Source organism: Brevundimonas sp. LF-1 (genome assembly GCF_037055305.1).
Taxonomy (GTDB): Bacteria; Pseudomonadota; Alphaproteobacteria; order Caulobacterales; family Caulobacteraceae; genus Brevundimonas; species Brevundimonas sanguinis.
Genome location: NZ_CP146349.1, coordinates 729,324 through 744,456 on the forward strand (window position 1 = coordinate 729,324; position 15,133 = coordinate 744,456).

Here is a 15,133-nt window from a genome sequence, read left to right on the forward strand (position 1 = left end):
AGGCCCGCGCCTCTCCCTCCCCTTCATGGGGAGGGCGGCTGAGGCGAAGCCGGAGCCGGGTGGGGGCGACAAGGCGGCCCAGACGCAATGGGCCAGATAGGCTGGAAGCGAGACAGGCCAAGTCCCGCATCGCCAAGCCCGCCCCACCCGGTCGCTGCGCGACCACCCTCCCCATGAAGGGGAGGGAGAAACGGCGCGCTACCTCTCCGCGCAAAGTGGAGAGACGAAGATTGACCTTCCGGGCCGCCTCTGGCGTCTTCCTCCCATGAACGACATCGCCGTCCCCCTCCCCGTGGCCATCGTCGGCGGCGGGTTTTCCGGCGCCATGCTGGCCGCGCGTCTGGCCGAGCGAGGCCAGGCCTCGGTCCTGATCGAGCGCGGCGCGCGGATCGGCCCCGGCGTCGCCTACGCCGCCGACCTGGACGACCACCGCCTCAACGTTCGCGCCGAGCGGATGAGCGCCCGGCCGGACCGGCCGGCGGACTTCACCGAATGGCTGGCGGTTCACGCGCCGGACTTCGCCGATCCCAACGGCTTTGCGCCGCGCCGCCTGTACGGCCTCTATGTCCAGGGTCGCCTGGTGGAGGCCGAGGCCGCCCATCCTGGCCTGATCCGCCGCGTGAGGGGCGAGGCCGTGCGCCTCGACGGCGAGAGCGTCGTCCTGGCCGACGGCGCCCGCATCCGGGGCCGCGCCGTGGTCCTGGCCACCGGCAATCCGGCCCCGCGCCCGGTCGCGCCCGGAGCAGGCCCGCGCCGCCTCGCCGATCCGTGGGCGCCCGGCGCCCTGGCCGCCGTCGGCGCCGAGGATGCCGTCCTGATCCTCGGCTCCGGCCTGACCATGGTCGACGTGGCGCTGGCGCTTCAGGCCCAGGGCTGGCGCGGCCGGGCGACGGTCGTGTCGCGCCGAGGCCTGCTGCCGCGCGCCCACGGCCCCCATCACGACGCCCCGCTCGACCTGCCGCCCGACGCGCTCGAGGGCGCCTTATCCCTGCGCCTGGCCTCGGCGCGGCGGCTGGCGCGCGCGCACGGCTGGCGTCGCGTCATGGAGGGCTATCGCCCCGTCACCGCCGAGCTGTGGCGGACGGCGACGACGGCCGAGCGCGCCCGCTTCCTGCGCCACCTGCGGCCCTGGTGGGACGTCCACCGCCACCGCATCGCCGCCGAGATCGCCGCCGCCATGGACGCCCTGATCAGCGCTGGCCGCCTGGCGGTCGTGGCCGGTCGCGTGCAGGAGGTCGAGGCGGGCGACCATGTCGCCGCCCTGACCGTCCGCACTCGCAAGGGCGAGGTTCAGCGCCTGACGGCCGACTGGCTGATCGATTGCACCGGCCCCGGCCATGACGCCGCCCGCGCGCCCATGACCGCCGCCCTGATCGCGCAGGGCCGCGCCCGCCTCGATCCCGTCGGCCTGGGCCTCGACCTCGACGCCGAGGGGCGCGTGATCCACGCCGACGGCGCCGCCGATCCTAGCCTGTTCATGCTCGGCCCGCCCGCCCGCGCCGCCTTCTGGGAAACCGTCGCCGTGCCGGACATCCGCCAGCGCATCGAGGCCCTCGCCCGCGTCCTGGCGGCCTGATCCCCGCCGGCCGCCTTGCGGTCGAAATTTCCAAAGCGCGGCGCCTCTCCTCCATGACTTAGCGTCTGGCGGGCCTTTTCCGGGTCGGCTATCACCGACGCAGGAGAGGAAACATAATAATGAACCGCCACCGTACGCGCGTCCTCGGCGACCGCACCCTCGCGCCCGAAACCCTGATGATGGGCTACGGCTATGATCCGGCCCTGTCGGAGGGCGCGATCAAGGCGCCCCTGTTCCAGGCCTCGACCTTCGTCTTCAAGTCGGCCGAGGACGGCAAGCGCTTCTTCGAAGTCGCCTATGGCCTGCGCCAGCGCGATCCGGACGAGGCGCTGGGCCTGATCTATTCGCGCATCAACAATCCGAACCTGGAGATCCTCGAGGACCGCCTCGCCGTCTGGGACAAGGCCGACAAGGCCCTGGTCTTCTCCAGCGGCATGGCCGCCATCTCGACCGCCATGCTGGCCCTGGTGCGGCCCGGCGACGTCATCCTCTATACGGCTCCGGCCTATGGCGGCACCGAATATCTGTTCGACCGCATCCTGCCCCGCTACGGCGTCAAGGCGATCAGCGTCCCCGCCGCCGAAGGCGCCGACGCCCTGGCCACGGCCATGATCGCGGCGGCCGACCAGGCCAAGACCACCGGCGGACGCCTGGCCGCCGTCTATCTGGAGACCCCGGCCAATCCGACCAACCAACTGGTCGACATCGCCCGCGCGGTCGCCGCCGCCAAGGCGCTGGATCAGGCCGAACCGCCGGTCATCGCCGTCGACAACACCTTCCTGGGCCCCCTGTGGCAAAGCCCGCTGGAGCTGGGCGCCGACCTCGTCCTCTACTCCCTGACCAAATACGTCGGCGGCCACTCGGACCTGATCGCGGGCGGCTGCATGGGCGGAGCCGAGATCATGGCGCGCGTCGGCGAGATGCGGACCATCTGCGGCACCACCGCCGACCCGCACACCGCCTGGCTGCTGCTGCGCAGCCTTGAGACCCTGCACATCCGCATGGAGCGCGCGCAGGACAACGCCCTGATCCTGGCCAAGCGGTTGCGCGCCGACCCGCGCGTCAGCGCCGTCCTGACGGCGGGCGGCCCGGACGCCTCGCCCGAACAGCAGGCGATCTTCGAGGCCCAGTGCAAGGGCTCCGGCTCGACCTTCTCGCTGGAGCTTCCGGGCGGCGAGGCCGAGGCCTTCCGCATGCTGAACGCGCTTCGCCTGTTCAAACTGGCCGTCAGCCTGGGCGGCGCCGAGAGCCTGGCCTCCCACCCCTCCAGCATGACCCATTCGGACTACACGCCAGAAGCCAAGGCGCGCAGCGGCATCGGCGACAATCTTGTGCGTCTGTCGGTCGGGATCGAGAACGTCGAGGACCTGTGGGCCGACCTGGATCAGGCCCTGTCCCCCATCTGACGGCGCAAGCGGCGGGCGATCAGCCCGCCGCCTTCACCGCCTCGGCGACCTCGTTGACCACGCGCTTGACCAGGGCCTCGTCATCGCCCTCGGCCATGACGCGGATCAGCTTTTCCGTGCCCGAGGGGCGGACCAGCAGGCGGCCCGCGCCGTTCAGGGCGGCTTCCGCCTCGGCCATCGCCGCCTTGACCTTCTCGTCCTCCAGCGGCTTGCCGGCCGTGTAGCGGACGTTCTGCAGCAGTTGCGGAACCGGCTCGAACTGGCGCGCCAGCTCGCTCATCGGCGCGCCCGCCTCGACCAGAACCGCCAGCACCTGCAGCGCGGCCATCAGGCCGTCGCCCGTCGTCGCATGGTCCTTCAGGATGATGTGGCCCGACTGTTCGCCGCCGATGTTGAAGCCGCCCTCGCGCATCCGCTCCATGACGTAGCGATCGCCGACCTTGGTGCGCTCCAGCGTCAGCCCCTCGGCCTTCAGGCGGCGCTCCAGTCCTAGGTTGGACATGACGGTGGCGACGAGGCCCTTGCCGTTCAGCCGTCCCCGCTTGGCCCAGTCCAGACCGATCAGAGCCATGATCTGGTCGCCGTCGACCACATGGCCCTTTTCGTCGCAGATGATCACCCGGTCGGCGTCGCCGTCCAGGGCGATGCCGATGTCGCAGCGATAGCGCTTGACCGCTTCCGACACGGTCTCGGGATGGGTCGAGCCGCACTCGGCGTTGATGTTCAGGCCGTTAGGCTCCACCCCGACGGGGAAGACCTCGGCGCCCAGCTCGTACAGGGTCGTCGGGGCCACGCGGTAGCCCGCGCCGTTGGCGCAGTCGATGGCGATGCGCAGGCCCTTCAGGCTCAGCCGCTTGGGGAAGGCCTGTTTGGCGATTTCGATATAGCGGGGCGGCGCGTCGTCGATCCGCTTGACCCGGCCCAGCTTGTTCGAGGGCGCCAGGTCCTGATCCAGGGCCTCGTCCATCATGGCTTCGATCTTCAGCTCGATCTCGTCCGACAGCTTGTAGCCGTCCGGCCCGAACAGCTTGATGCCGTTGTCGGCGTAGTCGTTGTGCGAGGCCGAGATCATGATGCCCAGGTCCGCCCGCATCGAGCGGGTCATCATGGCCACGCCCGGCGTCGGCAGGGGGCCGAAGGTGCGCACGTCCATGCCGACCGAGGCCAGGCCCGCCACCAGCGCCGGCTCGATCATATAGCCGGACAGGCGCGTGTCCTTGCCGATCACCACCAGGTGGCGACGGTCGTCGTCGGTGCGGAACAGCCGCCCGGCGGCCAGGCCGACGCGCAGGGCCACCTCGGCCGTCATCGGATGGGTGTTGGCCCGGCCGCGAATGCCATCGGTGCCGAAGTATTTTCTCTCGCCCAAAAGGCCGTCCTTCGCTGGCGGCCCCGGAGTTTGCAAAGAAACCTTCCGAAACCCATTTTTTGATGTCGCCGCCCCCGCGATTTCCTAGAGCTGAGATCCAGGGCGGAGGCTGAACCCTCTCGCTTACCTCAATTCGCGGCGCGGCGCAAAAAGCGGCGGCTGCCTGCCCATCGGAGCAGACCTCATGTGCGGCATCATCGGCGTCACCGGAACCGGCCCCGTCGTCTCTCGCCTGATCGACAGCCTGAAGCGGCTTGAGTATCGCGGCTACGATTCCGCCGGCATCGCCGTCCAGTCCGAGGGCCGCATCGAGCGCCGCCGCGCCAAGGGCAAGATCCGCGAGCTGGAGGCCGTGCTGGCCGCCGAGCCGGTCGCCGGAACCGTCGGCATCGGCCACACCCGCTGGGCCACCCACGGCGCGCCGACCACCAGCAACGCCCACCCGCACAAGGCCGGGCGCGTCTGCCTGGTCCACAACGGCATCATCGAAAACTTCGCCGAGCTGAAGGCCGAGATGGAGGCCGAGGGCCGCGTCTTCGAAAGCCAGACCGACACCGAGGTCGTCGCCCACCTGCTGGACCACAAGCTGGCCGCCGGCATGGCGCCGCTGGACGCCTTCAAGGCCACGCTGGATCGTCTGACCGGCGCCTACGCCCTGGCCGTGCTGATCGAGGGCGAGGACGAGCTGATCCTGGGCGCGCGTCGCGGCAGCCCCCTGGTCGTCGGCTGGGGCGAGGGCGAGATGTACCTGGGCTCGGACGCCCTGGCGGTCGGCCCCTTCACTCAGAAGATCTCCTATCTGGAAGAGGGCGATTTCGTCGCCGTGACCCGCACCAGCGCGCGCATGTTCGACGCCTCGGGCCGCCCGGCCGACCGCGCCGTGGTTCAGGTCTCGGCCTCCTCGGCCCTGGTCGAGAAGGGCGAATACCGCCACTTCATGGAGAAGGAGATCCACGAACAGCCCGACAGCGTCCAGCACACCCTGTCGGAATACCTCGACCTGGTCTCCGGCAAGGCCAAGGTTCAGGCCGTGGACTTCGCCGCCCTGAGCCGCATCCAGATCGTCGCCTGCGGCACGGCCTTCTACGCCGCCCAGATCGGCCGATACGCCTTTGAGAAGTACGCCGGCCTGCCCTGCGACGTCGAGATCGCCTCTGAGTTCCGCTACCGCGACCCGGCCCTGTCGCCCGGCACGCTCGCCGTCGCCGTCAGCCAGTCGGGCGAGACCGCCGACACCCTGGCGGGCCTGAAATGGTGCAAGGCGCAGGGGCTGAAGACCGCCGCTGTCGTCAACGTCCACACCTCCTCCATGGCGCGCGAGGCGGACGTGCTGTGGCCCACCCACGCCGGCCCCGAGATCGGCGTCGCCTCGACCAAGGCCTTCACCGCCCAGGTCGCCGCCCTGCTGTCGCTGGCCGTCGCGGCGGGCGTGGCGCGCGGCCGGATCGACGCCGTTCAGGAAGCCGAGCTGGTCAAGGCCCTGTTCGAGGCCCCGCGCCTGATCGCCGAGGCCCTGCAGATGGACGCGGGCATCCACGCCCTGACGCTCGACCTGGCCAAGGCGCGCGACGTCCTGTTCCTGGGGCGCGGCCCGATGTTCCCGCTGGCCATGGAAGGCGCGCTGAAGCTGAAGGAGATCAGCTACATCCACGCCGAGGGCTATGCGGCGGGCGAGCTCAAGCACGGCCCCATCGCCCTGATCGACGAGGCCACCCCGACCGTCGCCCTCGCCCCGCTGGACGACCTGTTCGAGAAGACCGCCTCCAACCTGCAGGAAGTCGCCGCGCGCGGCGGCCCGGTCATCATGATCACGCCCGAGACGGCGCCGGCCCTGCACGGCGCGGGCGTCCGCCGCGTCCACGCCCCGGACTGCCCGGCCCTGATCGCGCCTCTGGTCTACGCCGTGCCGATGCAGCTGCTCGCCTACTACACCGCCGTCCAGAAGGGCACCGACGTCGACCAGCCCCGCAACCTGGCCAAGTCGGTGACGGTGGAATAGGCGAACCCGATCGGCCCGGGGGCGTTTGGAAGCTTCACAATTGCGCCTATGACAGGCGCCCCAAGGCTGATCAGGACGATCCATGACGACCTCCCCGCCCGCCTTCGCCCAGCCCCTCTGCGCAAGGCGGTCCTGCCCGTGGCCGGTCTCGGCACGCGGGTTCTGCCCGGCACCAAGACCACGCCCAAGGAGCTGCTGAACGTCGTCGACCGGCCGATCCTCTCCTATATCGTGGAAGAGGCGCGCGAGGCGGGGATCGAGCACATCGTCTTCGTCACCGGCCGCGCCAAACAGGCGATCGAGGACTATTTCGACCACCAGATCGAGCCTCGAGGCCCAGCTCCTGGCCAAGGGCAAGACCGAGATCCTGGCGACCATGAACGCCGAGCTGGCCCAGGCCGGCGAGATGAGCTTCACCCGCCAGATGCAGCCCAAGGGCCTCGGCCACGCGGTCTGGTGCGCCCGCGACATCATCGGGCCGGAGCCGTTCGCCGTCATCCTGCCCGACGTGATCGTGGATTCGCAGCCCGGCGCGCTGAAGCAGCTGGCCCAGGTCTACGCCGAAGTCGGCGGCAACGTCATCGGCGTCGAGGCCGTGCCCGAGGCCGACACCCACAAATACGGCATCATCGACCCCGCCTCCCACGACGGCCGCCGCTACGGCATGAAGGGCATGGTCGAAAAGCCCGCCCAGGGCACGGCCCCGTCGAACATGTCGATCTCGGGCCGCTATATCCTGCAGCCGGAAATCTTCGACCTGCTGGAGACGCAGGAGCGCGGCGCGGGCGGCGAGATTCAGCTGACCGACGCCATGGCCCGGCTGATGCAGTCGCAGACCTTCACCGCCTATGAGTATGAGGGCGTGACCCACGACTGCGGCGACAAGATCGGCCTGCTGCGCGCCAACGTCGCCCTGGCCCTGAAGCGCCCCGACCTGGGCGACGCCGCCCGCGCCGCCATTGAGGGCCTGCTGTAAATCCCTTCTCCCCTTGTGGGAGAAGGTGGCAGGCGAAGCCTGACGGATGAGGGGTGGCGACGGCGCGTTGGCAAACCTGCCGCTAGTGTTCCGCCTCGTCGTCTAAAGGTCGCGCTCACACCCTCATCCGAGCGCCTCCGGCGCCCACCTTCTCCCACAAGGGGAGAAGGGCCTGCGGAGTCTGCACGTCAGGCTTTGAAAACCTCTTTGATTTCAAAGCCCCGCCCTCTGCGTCCCCTGTTCAGTCCGCCTCATTATCCCATCGCCTCATGATCCCGTTTGCGCCGGACCAATCCCTCCGATTTCAGACGATTCAGACGAATTGGACTCTGTTTTTCCGTCCTGCGTCGCTTTAGCCGCTCCCCGCGCGCCACGCTTTCGCCCGCTCACGCGTTCGGCTAGGCAAGAGGGGACGTTGAAAACGAGGTTCGACCGATGCGCGTGATGATTCTGGGCGGCGACGGCTTCTGCGGCTGGCCCACGGCCCTGCACCTGTCGGCGCGCGGCTGGGAGGTGTTGATCGTCGACAACCTCAGCCGCCGCAACATCGACAATGAGCTGGAAATCCGCTCCCTGACCCCGATCCGCACCATGGGCGAGCGCATCGCCGCGTGGAAGGAGGTGTCGGGCCGCACCATCGATTTCGTCAATCTGACGGTCGGCAAGGAGTTCGACCGCCTGGTCGCCCTGATCAAGGATTGGGCCCCGACAGCGTCGTCCATTTCGCCGAGCAGCGCGCCGCCCCCTATTCGATGAAGTCGGCGCGGCACAAGATCTACACCGTCGATAACAATCTGAACGCCACAAACCACCTGCTGGCCGCCATCGTCGAAAGCGGCCGCGATGTCCACCTGGCCCACCTGGGGACCATGGGGGTCTACGGCTACACCACGGCGGGCCTGCGCATCCCCGAGGGCTATCTGAAGGTCACGGTCGACACCGACCACGGCCCGACCGAGCAGGAGATCCTGTTCCCGCCGAACCCCGGCAGCATCTACCACATGACCAAGACGCAGGACGCCCTGCTGTTCCAGTTCTACGCCAAGAACGATTCCCTGCGGATCACCGACCTGCACCAGGGCATCGTCTGGGGCGCCCAGACCGAGGAGACGAAGCAGGACGAGCGCCTGATCAACCGCTTCGACTACGACGGCGACTACGGCACGGTGCTCAATCGCTTCCTGATGCAGGGCGCGCTGGGCTATCCGCTGACGGTCCACGGCTCGGGCGGCCAGACGCGGGCCTTCATCCACATTCAGGATACGGTGCGCTGCGTCGAGCTGGCGCTGAACAACCCGCCCAAGCGCGGCGATCGGGTCAAGATCCTCAACCAGATGACCGAGAGCCGCCGCGTCCGCGATCTGGCCCGTATGGTGGCCGACATGACCGGCGCCCCGGTCCACAACGTCGCCAACCCGCGTCAGGAGGCCGACGAGAACGAACTGGTCGTCGCCAACGATCAGTTCCGCGAGCTGGGGCTGAAACCGATCACCCTGGCCGAGGGGCTGATGGCCGATGTCACCGACATCGCCCGGCGCTACGCCGATCGCGCCGACCGCAGCAAGATCCCTTGCGTCACCGCCTGGAACGCCGGCCGCGCCGACGCCCTCCGCGACGAGGCTGAAACAGCCTTCGCCGCCGCCCCCGTCCGCATCCTGTCCGCCTGAGAAGCCGAAGCCTGATGACTGAACCCGCCGCCGCCCCGTCCCTCTTGGTCTTCGGCGGCGGCTATCTGGGACAGGCGGCGGGGCGCGAGGCCGTGCGGCGCGGCGGCCGGGCCTTCGCCACCTCGCGCGATCCCGAAACCCGTCAGGCGCTGGCGGCGCAGGGGATGACGCCGGTCGATCCGGCCGACGCCAAGGCCCTGAGCGAGGCTCTGGCCGCCGCTCAGGCCGTGCTGATCACCACGCCGCCGGACGCCCACGGCTGCCCGGCGCTGCGCGCCCTGACGCCCCTGGCGGCTGACGCCTGGCCCGACTGGATCGGCTATGCCTCCTCCACCGCCGTCTACGGCGACCGGGCGGGCGGCTGGGCCTTCGAGGGCGATCCGCTGAACGCCGCCACCTTGGCGGGCGCCCGACGCGCCCGGGTCGAGCGCGACTGGCTGGACGGCGCCCAGGGCATGGGGCTGACTCTGCAGGTCTTCCGCCTGCCCGGCTTCTACGGCCCTGGCCGCAGCGTTCTGGACCGCCTGCGCGCCGGAAACGCCCGGCTGGTCAAGAAGCCCGGCCAGGTGTTCAACCGCATCCATGTCGACGACATCGTCTCCGGCCTGTTCGCCTCGATGGCCCGGCCCCGGCCGGGCGGCGTCTACAACCTGACCGACGACGAGCCGACCTCAGCCGACGTCGTCACCGCCTGGGCCGCCGAACGCCTGGGCCTGCCGCGCCCGCCGCAGGTCGACTGGACGGCCCCAGAGGTCAGCGAGGCCATGCGCCGCTTCTACCTGGACTCCAAGCGCGTCTCCAACGCCCGCGCCAAGGCCGAACTGGGCTGGCGCCCGCGCTATCCCTCCTATCGCGAGGGCCTGGAGGCTATCCTCGCCGAGGAACAGTCCTGACACACAAAAGGCGCGCCGACCGAAATCGACGCGCCTCCTCTTTCGCTCAAGCAGCGAGGGTCCGCGACCCGAGCATAGCGTCCCTTAGAAAGGCAGGATGTTTCGCTGGCGGCTGTAGCTCATAGTGCCGACATTGGCGCCCAGACGCACGCCGACGCCAGTGCGGATCGGAGCCAGGACGATGCCGTCGGCGCGCTGATAGTTCACGCCAAGCCCCGCGATCAGATAGGCCGAGCCCTCAACGCCCGGATAGCGGCGATAGAGCATGTCGGGGTGATACAGACCGTAAACCAGGGTGAAGACCCGGCTGGCGTTGCCGCCCCAGTCCCAGCCGATGGAGGCGCCCTGCCAGAACACCTCCTGCGAGGCCGACAGGTCCTTCATGTGCAGGGCGCCGCGACCATAGCGCAGGCCGGCCACGACGGCGCCTGCGCCCTCTTCGCCGGCGATATAGGCGGTCGGGCGGTCGCCCTGTTCGGCGAAGATGCGCTCGATGGCGCCGCCCACGGCCTCGGCCGCGATGCCCAGCTCGCGCGACCCGGCCGCGACCAGCTCGTCAAAGGTATAGGCCTGGGCGTTGTTGTCCGAGGCGATGGGATAGTTGGGATCGGCCGGCGGGCGGCTGGCGCAGGCGCCTAGGCCGGCGGGCAGGGCGCCGGCGGCGGCGAGGCCGAGGCTGGTGCGGATCAGTTGGCGGCGGTGCATGGTCGAGGCTCCCGGCTAAGGACGGTCCGCCCGTCGTCGCGGGCTTGGCCTACCGTCCGTGCCTTTTACGGCAGCCTTGGGGCTTTAAGGTTAACCGAAGATTGCTTGGCCGCAGACGTTCCGGCGGCCCGTGACTCAGGCCGCCGGTTTTTTCTGTCTTCAGGCGCGCAGCGTTCCGCCAGCCTTGGCGGCGGCGGCCTTCACCTTGGCCATCAGGGCCTCGATCTCTGCTTCGGCCAGGGTCGCGGCGCGAGGCTGGATCTCGACCTCGATGGCCACCGACTTCTGGCCTTCCGGCACGCCCTGGCCGCGATAGACGTCGAACACGCAGACATCGGCGATCAGCGCCTTGTCAGCGCCCGCCACGGCGCGGGTCAGGTCGCCCACGGCCTTGGCCTCGTCCATCAGGAAGGCGAAGTCGCGGGTCAGGGGCATCAGGTTTGGCAGGTCCGCCGCGCCGCGCGCCTTGCCGCCCTTGCCGCGCGGTTCCGGCACGGAATCAAGCACGATCTCGAACGCCAGCATGGGGCCGTCGGCGTCCAGCGCCTTCAGCACGCGCGGGTGCAGGGCGCCGAACTCGACGATGACGTTCTTGGGCCCCAGCTGCAGCCGGGCCGACCGGCCCGGGTGCCACCAGTCGCGGTTCGACCCTTGCGCCAGCTGCAGGGAGCCGACCGGCGCGCCGATCTCCTCCAGCACGGCCAACAGGTCGCCCTTCAGTGCGAACAGAGGGTCTTCATCCGCCCCGCCCCAGTGCCGGTCGGCGTGCGGCGCGACCAGACCGGCGATGACCGTGCGCTGTCCGTTGGGCTGGTCGTCCAGATAGATGGGGCCGATCTCGAACAGGGCGACGTCGGCGTGGCCGCGCGCGGCGTTGCGCGCCGCCGCCTGAATCAGGTTCGGCAGGGCCGAGGGCCGCATGCAGTCCAGATCGGCTGCGATCGGGTTCTCCAGCACCAGCCGCTCATCGCCGCCGCCGAACAGGGCCGCGATCGACTGTTTGGTGAAGGACCAGGTGACGGCCTCGGCATAGCCCAGGGCCGCCAGGGCGCGACGGGCCGTGCGCACCCGCGCCTGACGCGGGCTGAGCACCCCGCCGGGGGCCGCTGCGACGGGCGGCAGGGGCGCATCCGGCAGCGCGGCGTAGCCCTCGATGCGGGCGACCTCCTCGACCAGATCGGCCGGGCCCTCAACATCGCGGCGCCAGGACGGCGGCGTCACCGACCAGGGCGAACCGCGCATGACGGTGAAGCCCAGGGCGAACAGGATCTCGAAGATCCGGTCGTCGCTGAGGTCCATGCCCGACAGGCGCTTCACATAGGACGGATCAAAGGCGAAGGCGGCCGGGGCGGCCGGAGCCTGTCCCGCTACCGTGACCGTCGACGGCTCGCCGCCGCACAGGTCGAGGATCAGTTCCGTCGCCAGCTCCAGCCCCGGCACGACCGAGGCCGTGTCGACGCCGCGCGCAAAGCGGTACTGGGCGTCCGAGTTGATCCCCAGCGAACGGCCGGTCTGGGCGATGGCGATGGGGTCGAACCAGGCGCTCTCGACGAAGACGTCGACCGTCTCGTCCGAGCAGCCGGTCGAGACGCCGCCCATGACGCCGCCCAGGCCGATGGCGCGCTGGCCCCCGGCGTCGGCGATGACGCAGTCGGCGGCGCCCGGCGCATAGGTCTTGCCGTCCAGCGCCTCGATCTGATCAGCCTCGCCGCGACCGGCGCGCACCACGATCCCGTCGCCCGACAGGCTCGCCAGGTCATAGACGTGCAGCGGCCGCGCGCGGTCGTAGGAAATCAGGTTGGTGATGTCGACGAGGCGGTTGATCGGACGCAGGCCGATGGCCGTCAGCCGCTGCTGCAGCCACTCCGGCGACGGGCCGTTGCGAACGCCGCGGATCACGCGACCGGCGAAGACCGGGCACAGGTCGGGCGCTTCCAGCGTCACCGAGACGGGGCTGTCAAAAGCCCCCGCGACCGGCGCGATCTCCGGCGTCGTCAGCTTGCCGAGCCCGGCGGCGGCCAGGTCGCGGGCGATGCCCGCCACGCCCAGCCAGTCGGGACGGTTCGGGGTCACCTCGAAGTCGATGACCGGCTCGGCGCCGAAGACGCCCGCAGCGGGCGCGCCGACCTGAAGCTCATCCGAAAGCTCCAGGATGCCGTCGCTGTCGTCCGCCAGCTCCAGCTCCGCGCCTGAGCACAGCATCCCGTTGGACACCACGCCGCGCACCGGCTTCTCGACCAGGGTCACGCCCAGACCCGGCACATAGGCGCCGATGGGGGCGTAGATGGTGGTCAGCCCGGCGCGCGCGTTGGGCGCCCCGCAGACGATCTCCTTCAGGCCGTCTACGGTCTCGACCTGACAGACCTGCAGGCGGTCGGCGTTCGGATGACGCTCGGCCGAAACGATGCGCGTGACCGTGAAGGGGGCCAGGGCGGCGATGGGGTCGTGGACCTCCTCGACCTCCAGCCCGGCCATGGTCATGGCCTCGGCGACCTGATCGACCTCGGCCTCGGTCTCGAGGTGGGCCTTCAGCCAGGAAAGGGTGAACTTCATTGGGCCGATCCCGCCTGGGACAGCGCCGCTGCCATATTATCGAGGAACTCCGACGGGCCGGTGAAGCCGACGCCCAGGAAGTTGCAGTTGATGAACTGGCAGTTCTTGAACGGGATCGGCCCGGTGACGCGCTGCGGCCCCATCGGCGTCAGCATCAGGTTGCGCGGATCGCCCTTGGCGTCGCCCATGTTGCAGCCGTCGAAATTGCAGCCTTCCAGCGGCAGCAGGACGGCCGGCCCTTCCATCAGACAGTTCTCAAAGCGACGGTTCTCGATGACGGGCAGGCCGGCGCGCGCCGTCTCCATGAACAGCTGGGGCAGCCACACGTTCTTGCCGACATACGTGGGACCGGGGCCGAGCGCTTCGAGGGTGATGGGGGTGTCAGTCATGAGAATCTTTCAAAGAACACTGAAGGGGGCGAGGGCGCGCTCCCGGCGCCCGCAGGCGTCACCCCTTGGTTTGCGCCTCGGCGCGGGCGCTCAACAGGCCCTGCTCCAGTTCGTCCAGCGCCTCCTTGGCGCCGGTGAAGGCCACCTGCACGAAACGGCAGCGCACGAAGCGGCAGTTGGACATGCCGATCGCCCCGGCGATCATCGAGCCGCGCGGGTCCAGCAACAGGGTGCGCGGGTCCTCGGCCACGCCCATGTTGCAGCCGTCGAAGGCAGTGCCGTTCATGATCGCCATCACCGCCGGGCCTTCGATCAGGCATTCGGTGAAGGTCTTGCCGTCGATGAAGACCTGTCCGGCGTTCATGTGCTGGACGGCCAGGGACGGCAGCCAGACGGCTTCCTTCTCAAACGCGGTGCGGGCGACGATCTCGCGGCCCAGTTTTTCTTCGGGCGACATCTCGGTCTGGTCGGTCATGAGCGTGTTCCAGTTCAGCTGAGGCCCGACGCCGGATTCGGCGCGGCGAAGGCGGAGAAACCGTAGTGCGCCAGCCAGCGCGTATCGGCCTCGAACATGGGGCGCAGGTCCGGCACCCCGTATTTCAGCATGGCCAGGCGATCAACGCCCATGCCGAAGGCGAAGCCCTGATACTCGTCCGGGTCGATGCCGCAGTTGCGCAGCACGTTCGGGTGCACCATGCCGCAGCCCAGAATCTCCAACCAGTCCTCGCCCTCGTTCAGGGTCAGCTTGCCGCCCGAGCGGTCGCAGCGGATGTCCATCTCGGCCGAGGGCTCGGTGAAGGGGAAGTGGTGCGGGCGGAAACGGGCGTGCACGTCGTCCAGCTCGAAGAAGCGGGCGATGAAGGTCTCCAGCGTCGTCTTCAGGTGGCCCATGTGGATGTCGCGGTCGATCACCAGGCCTTCGATCTGGTGGAACATCGGCGTGTGGGTCGCGTCGCTGTCCTTACGGAAGGTGCGGCCGGGCGCGATGATGCGGATCGGCGGCTTCTGCGACATCATGGTGCGGACCTGCACCGGGCTGGTGTGGGTGCGCAGCACCTTGCGCTCGCCCGTTTCCGGGTCGGGCTTCAGGAAGAAGGTGTCGTGCATCTCCCGCGCCGGATGCTTGGGCGGGAAGTTCAGGGCGGTGAAGTTGTGGAAATCGTCCTCGATGTCCGGCCCCTCGGCGACCGAGAAGCCCATGTCGGCGAAAACGGCGACCATCTCGTCCATGACCTGCATGGTCGGGTGCACCCCGCCCTTGCGGCGCGGGCGGCTGGGCAGGGTCAGGTCGACGCGTTCGGCCAGCAGGCGAGCGTCCAGTTCGGCGGCTTCCAGCTCGGCCTTACGGGCGCTCAGGGCCGACGACACCCGGTCCCGCAGGCCGTTGATGACGGGGCCGCGCTCGCGGCGCTCATCCGGGCTCAGCGCCCCCATGCCTTTCAGCAGGCCCGAGATCGAGCCGGACTTGCCGAGGGCGGCGACGCGGATGTCTTCCAGACCCGCCACGCTCTCGGCCGAGCCGATGGCGTTGATGAGGTCCAGTTCCAGTTGAGCGAGATCGGTCATGGGGGTTCGTCTAGCCGTTAGGAACGAAAGCAAA

Annotated in this window: 12 protein-coding genes and 1 pseudogene; 7 read left to right on the plus strand and 6 right to left on the minus strand. The window is 69.6% G+C overall.

Annotated elements, in window-relative coordinates:
* The first annotated feature begins 265 nt into the window (after positions 1–265).
* Positions 266–1,576, plus strand: a complete 1,311-nt coding sequence (locus V8F63_RS03895) for an FAD/NAD(P)-binding protein (protein WP_392354573.1) — start codon at positions 266–268, stop codon at positions 1,574–1,576.
* Positions 1,577–1,695: 119 nt separating this feature from the next.
* Positions 1,696–2,982, plus strand: coding sequence for a cystathionine gamma-synthase family protein (locus V8F63_RS03900; RefSeq protein ID WP_392354574.1), 1,287 nt, complete (start codon positions 1,696–1,698; stop codon positions 2,980–2,982).
* Positions 2,983–3,001: 19 nt separating this feature from the next.
* On the opposite strand, the gene glmM is transcribed toward V8F63_RS03900, so the two are convergent.
* Positions 3,002–4,351, minus strand: coding sequence for a phosphoglucosamine mutase (gene glmM / locus V8F63_RS03905; RefSeq protein ID WP_278070022.1), 1,350 nt, complete (start codon positions 4,349–4,351; stop codon positions 3,002–3,004).
* 184 nt (positions 4,352–4,535) lie between these two features.
* Between glmM and glmS the strand changes: the two genes are divergently transcribed.
* The 5 genes and pseudogenes from glmS (at position 4,536) to V8F63_RS03930 (ending at position 9,886) form a co-directional block, all read left to right on the plus strand.
* Positions 4,536–6,350 (plus strand): glutamine--fructose-6-phosphate transaminase (isomerizing), encoded by a 1,815-nt coding sequence (glmS, locus tag V8F63_RS03910; RefSeq protein WP_392354575.1) that lies wholly within the window; start codon positions 4,536–4,538, stop codon positions 6,348–6,350.
* A 48-nt stretch (positions 6,351–6,398) separates the two neighbouring features.
* Positions 6,399–7,326 (plus strand): annotated as a pseudogene (gene galU, locus V8F63_RS03915) (UTP--glucose-1-phosphate uridylyltransferase GalU).
* A 435-nt stretch (positions 7,327–7,761) separates the two neighbouring features.
* The gene (locus V8F63_RS03920) at positions 7,762–8,082 is read left to right on the plus strand and encodes a hypothetical protein (protein WP_392354576.1); all 321 of its coding nucleotides are present in this window, start codon (positions 7,762–7,764) and stop codon (positions 8,080–8,082) included.
* Positions 8,025–8,993 (plus strand): NAD-dependent epimerase/dehydratase family protein, encoded by a 969-nt coding sequence (locus V8F63_RS03925; RefSeq protein WP_392354577.1) that lies wholly within the window; start codon positions 8,025–8,027, stop codon positions 8,991–8,993. Before V8F63_RS03920 ends, V8F63_RS03925 begins: the two co-directional genes overlap by 58 nt.
* Positions 8,994–9,007: 14 nt before the next feature.
* On the plus strand, positions 9,008–9,886 hold the full coding sequence (locus V8F63_RS03930; RefSeq protein ID WP_392354578.1) for an SDR family NAD(P)-dependent oxidoreductase: 879 nt from the start codon (positions 9,008–9,010) through the stop codon (positions 9,884–9,886).
* A gap of 84 nt (positions 9,887–9,970) precedes the next feature.
* On the opposite strand, the gene V8F63_RS03935 is transcribed toward V8F63_RS03930, so the two are convergent.
* From V8F63_RS03935 to pheS, 5 genes are all read right to left on the minus strand, one after another.
* The gene (locus V8F63_RS03935; RefSeq protein ID WP_025976284.1) at positions 9,971–10,591 is read right to left on the minus strand and encodes a DUF1134 domain-containing protein; all 621 of its coding nucleotides are present in this window, start codon (positions 10,589–10,591) and stop codon (positions 9,971–9,973) included.
* 159 nt (positions 10,592–10,750) lie between these two features.
* Positions 10,751–13,144, minus strand: a complete 2,394-nt coding sequence (gene pheT / locus V8F63_RS03940) for a phenylalanine--tRNA ligase subunit beta (RefSeq protein WP_392354579.1) — start codon at positions 13,142–13,144, stop codon at positions 10,751–10,753.
* Positions 13,141–13,533: a hypothetical protein gene (locus V8F63_RS03945; RefSeq protein WP_392354580.1), complete on the minus strand. Its 393-nt coding sequence runs from the start codon at positions 13,531–13,533 to the stop codon at positions 13,141–13,143. Before V8F63_RS03945 ends, pheT begins: the two co-directional genes overlap by 4 nt.
* 58 nt (positions 13,534–13,591) lie before the next feature.
* Positions 13,592–14,008, minus strand: a complete 417-nt coding sequence (locus V8F63_RS03950) for a hypothetical protein (protein ID WP_392354581.1) — start codon at positions 14,006–14,008, stop codon at positions 13,592–13,594.
* Between the two features lie 14 nt (positions 14,009–14,022).
* Positions 14,023–15,099, minus strand: coding sequence for a phenylalanine--tRNA ligase subunit alpha (gene pheS, locus V8F63_RS03955; RefSeq protein ID WP_025976288.1), 1,077 nt, complete (start codon positions 15,097–15,099; stop codon positions 14,023–14,025).
* Positions 15,100–15,133: the final 34 nt, after the last annotated feature.